The organism is Hydrocoleum sp. CS-953 (assembly GCF_002260545.1).
Taxonomy (GTDB): domain Bacteria; phylum Cyanobacteriota; class Cyanobacteriia; order Cyanobacteriales; family Microcoleaceae; genus Trichodesmium.
In genome coordinates, this window is the sequence record NZ_LGSU01001353.1 from 1 (window position 1) to 10,717 (window position 10,717).

General features: G+C 34.1%; 9 protein-coding genes and 2 pseudogenes. 1 reads left to right on the top strand and 10 read right to left on the bottom strand.

What is annotated here, in order from left to right; genetic code table 11:
* Nucleotides 1-272: 272 nt before the first annotated feature.
* Nucleotides 273-1,661, top strand: a complete 1,389-nt coding sequence (locus AFK68_RS25695) for a flippase (RefSeq protein ID WP_094676242.1) — start codon at nucleotides 273-275, stop codon at nucleotides 1,659-1,661.
* Nucleotides 1,662-2,090: 429 nt separating this feature from the next.
* On the opposite strand, the gene AFK68_RS46460 is transcribed toward AFK68_RS25695, so the two are convergent.
* The 10 genes and pseudogenes from AFK68_RS46460 to AFK68_RS39800 all read right to left on the bottom strand — a co-directional run.
* Nucleotides 2,091-2,510 (bottom strand): hypothetical protein, encoded by a 420-nt coding sequence (locus AFK68_RS46460; RefSeq protein ID WP_371357560.1) that lies wholly within the window; start codon nucleotides 2,508-2,510, stop codon nucleotides 2,091-2,093.
* Between the two features lie 90 nt (nucleotides 2,511-2,600).
* Nucleotides 2,601-3,364 (bottom strand): annotated as a pseudogene (locus AFK68_RS46465) (sulfotransferase); the annotation flags it as partial.
* A 17-nt stretch (nucleotides 3,365-3,381) separates the two neighbouring features.
* The coding region (locus tag AFK68_RS25710; protein ID WP_210407623.1) for an acyltransferase at nucleotides 3,382-4,167 on the bottom strand (786 nt) is incomplete at its 5' end.
* A 140-nt stretch (nucleotides 4,168-4,307) separates the two neighbouring features.
* Nucleotides 4,308-5,297 carry an NAD(P)-dependent oxidoreductase gene (locus tag AFK68_RS25715; RefSeq protein ID WP_094676248.1) on the bottom strand — a complete coding sequence of 330 codons (990 nt, stop codon included), beginning with the start codon at nucleotides 5,295-5,297 and terminating at the stop codon, nucleotides 4,308-4,310.
* A 52-nt stretch (nucleotides 5,298-5,349) separates the two neighbouring features.
* The gene (locus tag AFK68_RS25720; RefSeq protein ID WP_094676250.1) at nucleotides 5,350-6,153 is read right to left on the bottom strand and encodes a hypothetical protein; all 804 of its coding nucleotides are present in this window, start codon (nucleotides 6,151-6,153) and stop codon (nucleotides 5,350-5,352) included.
* Nucleotides 6,154-6,164: 11 nt separating this feature from the next.
* Nucleotides 6,165-6,707: a metal-dependent hydrolase gene (locus tag AFK68_RS25725; RefSeq protein ID WP_094676252.1), complete on the bottom strand. Its 543-nt coding sequence runs from the start codon at nucleotides 6,705-6,707 to the stop codon at nucleotides 6,165-6,167.
* A 495-nt stretch (nucleotides 6,708-7,202) separates the two neighbouring features.
* The gene (locus AFK68_RS46470) at nucleotides 7,203-7,820 is read right to left on the bottom strand and encodes a glycerol-3-phosphate dehydrogenase C-terminal domain-containing protein (RefSeq protein ID WP_094676254.1); all 618 of its coding nucleotides are present in this window, start codon (nucleotides 7,818-7,820) and stop codon (nucleotides 7,203-7,205) included.
* 59 nt (nucleotides 7,821-7,879) lie between these two features.
* Nucleotides 7,880-9,072, bottom strand: a pseudogene (locus tag AFK68_RS25735) (FAD-dependent oxidoreductase); the annotation flags it as partial.
* Nucleotides 9,057-9,224, bottom strand: coding sequence for a hypothetical protein (locus tag AFK68_RS37375; RefSeq protein ID WP_168186657.1), 168 nt, complete (start codon nucleotides 9,222-9,224; stop codon nucleotides 9,057-9,059). The pseudogene AFK68_RS25735 and the gene AFK68_RS37375, both read right to left, overlap by 16 nt.
* A 312-nt stretch (nucleotides 9,225-9,536) precedes the next feature.
* Nucleotides 9,537-10,717 (bottom strand): glycosyltransferase family 4 protein (locus AFK68_RS39800; RefSeq protein WP_210407624.1); only part of this gene is annotated, 1,181 nt, incomplete at its 5' end.

A 10,717-nucleotide genomic window follows, 5' to 3' on the forward strand; every position in this document is an offset into this window, starting at 1 on the left:
GGTATTGTAGTCTAGAGAGCTTGGCTTCAAACTTGCGGTATGACTTTACACTCTGAAATACTTTCCCATTACTTAACGTTGCTAATGTCTTAATTCCCAAATCAACACCTACAATTTTAGTAGTTTTTTGTGTTAATTTTGGAGTAAATTCATAGCTACAGCTAAGATACCAAAAAGATGTCCGAAAATCGTATATCTGACATATTTTTTTAATTAATATTTTCTACTATAAATGAAATGATAAGAAATTATCAAATTTTTTACTATTAAATATGAAAAAATTACTAACTCGCCTAGATTGGTCTTATTTTTATTCTCTTTTGGGAGAGGGAACCCTAGCTCTGACATTTGTCTTTTACATTATTCTGGCTCGTTTACTCGGTCCGGAGCGATATGAGATATTTGCATCAGCAGCAGCTTTAGGAGCTATTTTATCCTTATTCATACAATGTGGATTACCATTTCTAATTCAACGTGAAGTAGCAGCTAATCCAGAGGAGGGGTCAAAATATACAATCCAATTTATTCTGTTAGAAATTTTGAACGTTTTGCCTGTTCTAATATTATTATTCCCAATTACCCAATTGCTAAATTACCAAGGAGAAGGATTCATAGTATGTTATCTCGTGGTGTTTGCTGAACTCTGCCGTCAGATTAAATTGACTTTGCGAGGGGTTGCTAAAGGGATGGGTTGGTTCAGAATAGAAACTATTTCTGTGGCAATTGAGCGATCTGCGGTGGTATTTCTTGCTGGTGGAGTCTTGTTATGGACAAATAATTTGGTATTGGTAGTTGGAACCTTAGTGCTAGTTCGTTTATTAGAAAATTTGGGTTTTCTTTACTACTTAAGTCGAAAACTAACTGTATGGCGTACTCTAAATTTTAATAATTTAACAGGAATTTATCAAATTGCATTCCCTTTTGCTTTGTCAGGAGTATTGTGGATGCTTTACTACAAAATTGATGTAGTAATGCTCAAAGGGATGGCTGAAACAGGAGAGGCAGCATTTTACAGTGCATCATATCAGATAGTGGAGATTTTTTCTGCTCTACCTAGAGTGGTTTTTTATGTAATTTTTACGAGATTAGCTCGTTATCATGCTAACGAACCTGAGAAAGTTCCAGAGCAAATATACAAAGCAACCCGCGCACTCTTAATATTAGTATTACCACCAATAGTAATTGCTGGATTTTTTCAAAGTTATTTAGTTGAACTTCTGTATGGTGAGGAATATTCCTATTCAGTTCAATCTTTAGCAATTTTAATTCCCAATATTAGTGTTCATATGTTTGGTTTATTGGTGCAGCAGTTTTTTCTGGCAACTCAACGGGAAAAATATTTACCGCCTTTACTCCTCTTTAGCACTATTATCAACATTATCTCTAACGCTATACTTATCCCATTTTTAGGGTCTGTTGGTGCTGCTTTATGTACTTTATTTAGTGCAGGAGTTTTAGGTATAATTGGTCTAGGAATGATGAGTCGTATGGGTTACAAAAAAGCTGGACACCAATTACAGTTAATTTCTGCAATGAGTTTGCTTTTAACAACAGTTCCTTCTCTAATGATGAATGGATTACAATTACAGATTGGAATAGTTTTAATGATTGGCAGTATTGCAAGTTTAGTAATACTGATGCGACCCCGAAATTTTGTATAAAGGAAAGAGCAATTTTTGAGAATAAAAAATTGCCTTTTTTTTTGATTAATTAATAACTAATTTCAAAACAACTATAGCGCTGTGCTCCGGGAACAGGGAACAGGGAACAGGGAACAGGGAACAGGGGGAATAAATTGCCGATAATATAAGACTTCTAGCTCTTTTGCCCCTACTACAATTTGTAAATATACCAGCGCTCATTGCTNAATAAATTGCCGATAATATAAGACTTCTAGCTCTTTTGCCCCTACTACAATTTGTAAATATACCAGCGCTCATTGCTATATTTGTCACTTAAAAATCTAGGAACATATGTACCTTTTCACCTCTGGTATTTACCAGATTTTAATCTTTTTAAGTCTTACCTATTTGAAATTTTAGTCACTCTAAACTTTCTTAATACTTGTTTTACAAACAGTCTCTAAACTCTTAAAGATTTCTACTCAATGATGAGCTATAAAGTGGAGTGGGACTATCTAAACCCAACCTCAGATTGAAGTATACTTTCAAGTCTTGTAATGCTTCAATTTGACCTTTACGGTTTTTTATCATTGCTAAAAATTTTCGAGGAGGATGCTCAATATACTTAAATTGTAGTTTTTCCAAACTTGAAATTTGCGGATTTTCTAGCTCTCTGTGATAACCATAACGTTCTAAGGTAGAACCAGCTACTGCTTCAAAAATACGCAATTGACGCTCTGTCATCTGTGTACGCCATTTTTCAGTATTACTGCTGATAATAGGACGAGCAAGATTCTGCAGATTTTGCTTATCTGTTTTATATGCTGCATTATCTTTGTAGAAATTTAGCATTTCTGGAGTATATTCTTCTCCTAGAAACGAACACATATCTTTGAGAACTCCCTGAGTGTTTAATAAGAGTTCTTCATATCGAACTTCAAAAAATGAGTTTTGATCGATGACATTTTTCAACTTATNCTGCTGATAATAGGACGAGCAAGATTCTGCAGATTTTGCTTATCTGTTTTATATGCTGCATTATCTTTGTAGAAATTTAGCATTTCTGGAGTATATTCTTCTCCTAGAAACGAACACATATCTTTGAGAACTCCCTGAGTGTTTAATAAGAGTTCTTCATATCGAACTTCAAAAAATGAGTTTTGATCGATGACATTTTTCAACTTATCAATTTCTTCTAGATGTTTTACCCATCCCCTAGCTGTAGGATAAATATGTTTAGGTCCTACTCGGGATTGTTTCCAAGACAATGCGCAATCACGTCCATCACGCACAATATGGATTATTTGTACATTAGGAAATCCATCCAAAATTTCACGCCAGTAAAAAAGATGAGCAGGGGTTTTTTCTCCCCAACGTTGTTTTCCCTGGTTTTTTGCCCATGCAGACATAATTGCCTCAAAAACGCCATGAAAATCATATCTTTGAATAGCTTTGATGCTATTTTCTCTATCTGGATAAGGAGACCAATCAGCAAGTGGACCTGTACTTAAAATGTCATCTAATAGACGTTCTCGATTTTTAGGAAGGTTTAAATCTCCGTAGAATTTTAACCAATTATAAAATGTTCTATATATAAGAGACTCATAAGGAATAGCTATTCTCGGATGGCTATTGAGGAGTTTACTAAGTAGTGAAGTTCCCGATCGCGGACAACCAAAAATAAATATTGGACGTTCATAATTTTTTGTATCAGGAGTTGTATTGTTAACTTTTTGATTCATAAATTTTTACGATGTCTCTATGAACGAGTTTTTACTACTTTGGCAGGTACACCAACAGCAATAGCATAATCTGGAATATCTTTAGTTACTACTGCTCCTGCTCCAATAATACTATCGCGACCTATTTTTACTCCATCTAATACTTTTACGGATGCTCCTATCCAACAATTATCCTCAATTGTAATTCCTTTAACTATCTGACCTTGAGCAATGATTGGAATATCGGTTCTTTCTGTTTCGTGATCTCCACCACCAATTACATAACAATAGGCAGCAAAAAGAACATTTTTACCAATGTTTACTTCTTTGGCAGATTGAATAAAGCAGTTCATGGCAATATTACTATTTTCTCCGATAGTAATATTGCCATTTTTACAACTAATTACACTAGACCTACCAATCATTACATTATCACCAATAATAATTCGGTTATTATCAGCTCCTTTTCCATCTAATACTGCATAATCATCAATTATGACATTATCACCTATATATATTTTATCGGGATGTCGAATTGTGATAGATTTGCCAAAAATTACATTACGACCAACTCTACCAAATAATGATTTATAGAATTTTTTTCTTAAAACTAAACCTATTGCTCCAGGTAAAGCTCCAATGAGTGTTACTAAAAGTTCATATTTGATTAATTTAGAAATACTGTAAGAGCCAATTGTTATATCCTGATATTTTTGTAAAGCTGTCTTTTTTTCATCAGTTAATTTTGCCTGAAGTTCTGTTTTTTCCAAATCATCACTTATAGCCATAGTAGTTGCATTAAATTTCAGTAGTTTATATTTATANACTGTAAGAGCCAATTGTTATATCCTGATATTTTTGTAAAGCTGTCTTTTTTTCATCAGTTAATTTTGCCTGAAGTTCTGTTTTTTCCAAATCATCACTTATAGCCATAGTAGTTGCATTAAATTTCAGTAGTTTATATTTATAACCATCCTTGTTCTTGATACCAATCTCTGGTTTTTTGAATCCCTTCTTTAATTGAATATTGGGGTTCAAATCCTAAAACTTGTTTGGCTTTGTTAATAGAAAATGCGCGATTATTTTGGAAAAAACTTACTCTTCTTCTATGTAAAGGTGGTTCAATATTTAGAGGTACACAAACCTTTTCACAAAGTGTTGCTAAACTCAAAACCGGACCTAAAGGAACTCTAATATTTGGAGGTTTAACTCCTAATTCTGCTGCAATTAATTGACATAATTCATTAAGAGTTAAATATCCTTCTCCACCAAAAATAAATACTTCTCCTATTGCCTTTTCATTGTTCAGACAAAGTAAAAATCCTCGAACTACATCATCTATATAAGAAGGATGAAATAGTACCTCTCCATCTCCCACTATCACAAACCGACCTTTTTGAATCATCTTGAATAATTTCAACATTCGGCGATCGCCAGGTCCGAATAATGATATGGGACGAATTACGGTAATTGGTAAACCTGTTTCTTTATAAAACTCCCACACCCGTTTTTCAGCAATTAATTTTGTTTCTTGATAAAGGTCTGTGGGATTAAAAGCAGTCTTTTCATTAGCTGGAATTTCTAGGACAGTTCCATGAACTCCGATAGTGCTACAATGAATCAGATGTTTAACGTTATGCTTTTTCGCAGCTTCTAAGACGTGATTTGTACCTTCTACATTAACTGCATAAGCTTCTTTGTCATCCGATCCACCTTTGCGAAAATTTGACACTACATGGATGACATTATCTACCCCTTCGACTGCTTTTTCTACAGCTTTTGCATCTCTGATATCTCCCCAAACTACATCATATTCCTCAGAACTATTATTGTTAGGAATTCCTGTTGCAGGAGGACGAGCAAAAATTCGGACATTGTTTCCTGCTGCGGATAATTGAGAAACTATATGACTGCCCAGGAAACCTTTACCACCTGTTACTAATACTTTACTCATTAGCCAACTAAATTTTTAATGATATTTAATAATATTTATCGGTTTATACTGCTTATGCACTTAATCGTAAAGCCAACTGGTTACGAATAAATCGAAATGGTGTTTCTAGGGAACCATAGGGTTGAACTGAAGTAGTAGGATTTAATAAAATCTCCTTCATGCTTTTTCCTGGTTCAGTTTCATTAAACTCACCCTCTACTATAAATCCAAAACTTCCTGGTTTGGTATATTCAGATTTTAAGGGTAGAGGGTCTGTTCCTGGTAAAACTTTCCATCCCTTTTGTTCAGCTAGTTGAAAATAAGATGGTCTTGACCAAAAATTCGGACGACCGCTATTATCACCGAGATATACCATAGAAAGGGTATCTGAGTTTAATAACTTTTGTAAAATCTTACCTCTTTTGCCTATCCATTTTCCTACTGCCCAAGGTAACACAGGTATGCCATTTGTTGATACTATATTTTGGATGGTAGTTTCTACAGGTAAACCATCTGCAAATTCACTATCTGAAATTAGAGCTAAAACTTCTAATTTTTCTGCTGTTACTATTTGCCGACCAGCAATTATGAATATTTTTTGATTCTCGTTATTAGTGGCAGAAATTGATATTGATTCTTGAGTTGGAGCTAATTTCCAATTATTAATTTGCTGATGATTTTGAGCAGATTCTAATAATTTACTAAATTCAAAATCGCCGACCATTTCTGTTAAAAATATCAAAAAAACCGAGTTATCAATATCGGTTTTTGTTCTAGATATTTTCTGAAAATTTGTTAAAGATGCGTTTAATAGTTGGTCAAGTTCAAAACATTTATGAATATGAACGTGAGCATCTGCAATAATTTTTTGATTCATTTTGACTTGATTTATTCAGAGAATTTTCTAGAGCGATAATTTTTCCACAGCCATAACCCACTTAGGAGTAATATTGAGTAACATGATTCCCAAATAATAAATACAAAATGACTAGGGTCGAATAATCCTCTGGAGTGATGAACTGATGGAAAAATTGGTATTGCTGACTTAAAATATGTATCTGTAAACGGTGATAAAAGTTGTAAACCAGAACCAGTTGTTTCAGTGAAAAAATCTAGCACCAAATGGGAACTATAGATAACTAAAGTCAATAAAAATAGTTGTTTAAAAGAAGATTTGCGATAATAACTAATTAACCAACTAACGATGAAACTAAAAACAATGGCAAAAACAAAAGTGTGAGTAATGCCTCGATGAAATCTTTCCCCTGTGATTAACTGAGGCAGAAAATCAAAGTCAGCAAAAATAGCGACAAAAACAGGATAAAAATTTTCCCAGCTCCACCAACGAGAGGGATAATATTTTGCTAATCCTTGGGGTATAAATTTAGATAGTAAATATCCAGAAACTGAGTGAGCTATTGGAGATGCCATAGTTAAAAATTTTTGATATAAAGGAAAAGTATTAAGTTAAGCATTCAGCCGTCAGCTATCAGCTATTATATCAAGTTTCATTAATTAGCCATAATATATCAGCCTACCTTTAGTCATCTTAAAGATGAATTCTGCTGTGCATCCCAGAAATTTATTTCTTGGTGGATGAATAGGTCATTTCAGTTATAGCGCTGTGCTCCGGGAACAGCTCATCTGGCAACAGGCAACAGGGGGAAGAAATTGCCGATAGTATAAGACTTTGAGTTGCTTGGCCTCTACTACAATTTGTAAATATACCAGCGCTCATTGCTATATCAGTTAACAGTTATCAGTAAATATCCGACTAAAGTTGGAGGCTTGAAATACTGAGTTAAATATTTTTTGATCCTATTAAAAGGGCAGGCTTTAAACCTCATTTTTTGGTAAATAATTTGGTTTATTTACTTAACTAAAATGACTTGGATAAAACCAAATTAGATATTTTATGTAATTTTCCTAGACAGAAATTTTGACAGGTGTAACTCCCAAAATATTTTTGATTTCTTGCACTTCCTGTTGTAATTTTTCGGAATTCCAACCTAACTCTTTGCTCATAACTTCAGCACAGAATTGAATAATTTCATCTCCTGGATATCCAGCACTACCTAATTCTGTCCGGCGCAATATTACATCACTTAATTTATGAGCCATTTCTTGATGGATAGCATGGAAAATTTCAGCTTTAATAACTGCTAGTTCACTCTCAGAATTATCCAAATAATTAATAACTTCTGGATAAGCGGAGCCATAGTTATAAACTAGACGACGAATGGTTGATTCTGTCAAACCTTTTGCTTGGTTTTCCACAATAGCATTTTGTAAAAAAGCGTTAAAGTTTTCTATTTCTCCACCATATATAGGTGTAACTGATGAAATTGACTTAGGAGATTTTTTTCCTAATGATTTGAATAGATAATTAACTACTTTTTCAGCTACGTCTCTGGCAGTGGTATATTTCACTCCTACTAATGAAATTAAACCTAATAACCCAGTTTGAGAATGATCGAAAATTTGATAATGTTTTGCTAAGATAGGTTCGCCAGTTTGAGGATTAACATTAGTTGTTGGTAGCATCCCCCCATGTACAAATGAAATTTCTTCCCGCTTTAACTTTGCTCCTGGATATGCTTGGNACGTCTCTGGCAGTGGTATATTTCACTCCTACTAATGAAATTAAACCTAATAACCCAGTTTGAGAATGATCGAAAATTTGATAATGTTTTGCTAAGATAGGTTCGCCAGTTTGAGGATTAACATTAGTTGTTGGTAGCATCCCCCCATGTACAAATGAAATTTCTTCCCGCTTTAACTTTGCTCCTGGATATGCTTGGTTAATAGCAGTAATAAATTGATTTATGTCTTCTTCTGTGATTTGAAAATCATCTGGGTCTTGACTATAAACTGCATATTCTGTACCAATCATAGATCGCCCACGCCAAGGAGCAATAAAAAAGAAGCGACTACCTTTATTAATTACTGTATTTGGGTCAACAGAACTATTTTTGCTGTCGATACCCACGGCATATTTTTCAAATAAAGGACGAGTAGTAACTAAATTCATTGCTTTAGCTAAACCAAAAGGCGATCGCTCTTGTTGGTTGACCATACCTAGAATTTTATTTACCCAAGCTCCAGAGGTATTGATAACTGTTTGAGCGCGGATATCTAATTTATTTCCAGTTAGTCGGTCTATTGCTGTTACTCCACTAATGCGATTATCATTTTGGATAAACCCATTAACTTCAACATAGTTTGCTAAAGTTGCGCCTTTTTGGTCAGCAGAGCGTAAAAATGAGATGTTCAGTCTTTCTGAATTATAGACTTGAGCATCATAGAATATAGCTCCTCCGGTCAAACCTTGAGTCGGAATATCAGGAAGTAACTTTAGACATTCCTGCTTAGAAATGACACGACCATGAGGAATATGTTTTTGGGTGTCTGGGAGTCTATTGCGGTCAAAGCTAACCAAATCATTAATTGCTAATGCCACAGATAAAACTTCTTTTCCCTTCAACCCATGTCCATAAGTAGGAACCAAAACTGGTAGTGGATGAATCAGATGGGGTGCTATTCTCATCAAAGCTGTGCGTTCGTGAATTGACTCTCGCATCCGCTTGAAGTCAGCATTTTGTAGATACCGCAGTCCTCCGTGAATAGTCTTTAAACTATTAGCAGAAGTAGCACCACCAAAATCTCCTTTTTCTACAAGAGCGACAGAGAGACCACGAATACTTGCTTCCCAAGCGAGGGTAGCTCCATAAATTCCCCCACCCACTACAACTAAGTCGTGAATTTTGTTGGTTAGTTTAGTTAAATTTCTTTCCATAACATCTGCTTCATAAAACTGATAGAAAACGTCTTATTTTTACATGATGCCTTAGCTATTTTGAGTTGTGCTTTTTTCCAGTTAGCAGATGCAACGCTTTGATGACAATTTTGGTATTGCAGTGGAGACAACTTAGCTTCAAATCTCTCCATTTCACAGATATTCCTACTCCAACTGACCCCACTTTTTAGTTAAGGTTTTTAATTTTCAAAAGCTTTTTTTTTCTGCTTCTGCTCTAGCATTAGCGTATCACATGAACAGGATTTAGATAAATTTGGGCTACAAATCAGTTTTTTTTTGTTCCCTATTTTCTATTTGCTGTTCTCTGTAACCATAATTTTGTAACCTTCTTTGATCTAGTTTGTATTAGCTGAGTCACCATGATTTTGGTACAGAAGGTTGAGAAGTTCCCGTTATAATCTTTGGTTTAACGGGAGATAACTTCACCAAGTTAACTAAAATACTTAATAATCTGACTCTTTTGCAAGTATTTGTTCCCCATCCATATTTTCATTTCTATTGAAGTTAAGTTTTAGTTTCAGTTCATTGTAAAGATTAGCTAACTTTTCACAAAATGCTGCATAACTATGATTTTTCTGAACCATAATTTTACCTTCTGTACCTAATTTTAATCTTAAGTCAGGGTCTTCAACTAGAGAAACTATTCCTTTTGAAAATGCTTTAGGAGTAGGATGAGATAACATTGCTGTTTTGTGACCTAATACCTGAGTATGAGTTGGTAAATTAGTTGCTAATACAGCCTTACCACTATCTAGATAAGAATATATTTTCATAGGTGTATTCTTACCTTTAGTCCGAGGAGATACTAAAACGTCAGCTTGAGCAAGATAATTTCCTAATTCGCTAGCAGGTTTTTGTCCTAGAAAATGTACTTTTTCTTTAATTCCTAATTTCTTGGCTTTGTTTTGATAGTTTTTAATATCTTCGGGGTTTCCTCCCACTATGACTAAATCAACTTCTTTGGTTTGTTTTAGTGCTAAAGCAAAACTATCTAGCAGTAAATCTATGCCTTGATATTGTTCTAGATTTCCTACATACATTAGCATTGTATTGCTAATTTTCAGTTCCCTTCTAAGATTTTGCTGAGTTAAAACTTCTTTTTCATTCAACAAAGAAACATCTGGTAGGAGTACAACTTTTTGAGGTCGATATTTATAAACAGTATTAGCTAAAGCTTGACAAACTGGAACTACAACTTCTGAATTTTTTACTGCTTGTTTTTCAAACCACCTTAATATAAAGCCAAAACGGGAAAGAAAAGGATATTTTTCCTCCATTTGTTGAGCCAATGAAGAATCCATATCGTAAATATAGGGGATTTTTAAAGTAAATTTCAGTAGTAGTGCAATAAATACTGATTCCTCTACAGCATGAACTAAATCATAGCGTTTTTTAGAAATTAGCTTGATTACTTTAACCAACATTAAAATGTCATAGACTATTTTCTTCCAAGAAAATCCCGGACGAATATTCTTGACAAATGGAACTTTGATAGTGCGGTAAATGTTGGCATTGTTAAATTCAACATTTTTCCCTTCTGCATAAGTTACTACATCAACTTTTTCACCATTTTCTGATAAATATTTCAAGACAAGTTTATCAGCAATAGGTGATCCTCTATCTT

Excerpts from the sequence above, each read along its gene's own strand:
- AFK68_RS25695 (WP_094676242.1), top strand. The coding sequence starts at position 273 with ATGAAAAAATTACTAACTCGCCTAGATTGGTCTTATTTTTATTCTCTT.
- AFK68_RS37375 (WP_168186657.1), bottom strand. The coding sequence starts at position 9,224 with ATGGAGAGATTTGAAGCTAAGTTGTCTCCACTGCAATACCAAAATTGT.
- AFK68_RS25725 (WP_094676252.1), bottom strand. The coding sequence starts at position 6,707 with ATGGCATCTCCAATAGCTCACTCAGTTTCTGGATATTTACTATCTAAA.
- AFK68_RS25715 (WP_094676248.1), bottom strand. The coding sequence starts at position 5,297 with ATGAGTAAAGTATTAGTAACAGGTGGTAAAGGTTTCCTGGGCAGTCAT.
- AFK68_RS46470 (WP_094676254.1), bottom strand. The coding sequence starts at position 7,820 with ATGCTACCAACAACTAATGTTAATCCTCAAACTGGCGAACCTATCTTA.
- AFK68_RS46460 (WP_371357560.1), bottom strand. The coding sequence starts at position 2,510 with ATGTGTTCGTTTCTAGGAGAAGAATATACTCCAGAAATGCTAAATTTC.
- AFK68_RS25720 (WP_094676250.1), bottom strand. The coding sequence starts at position 6,153 with ATGAATCAAAAAATTATTGCAGATGCTCACGTTCATATTCATAAATGT.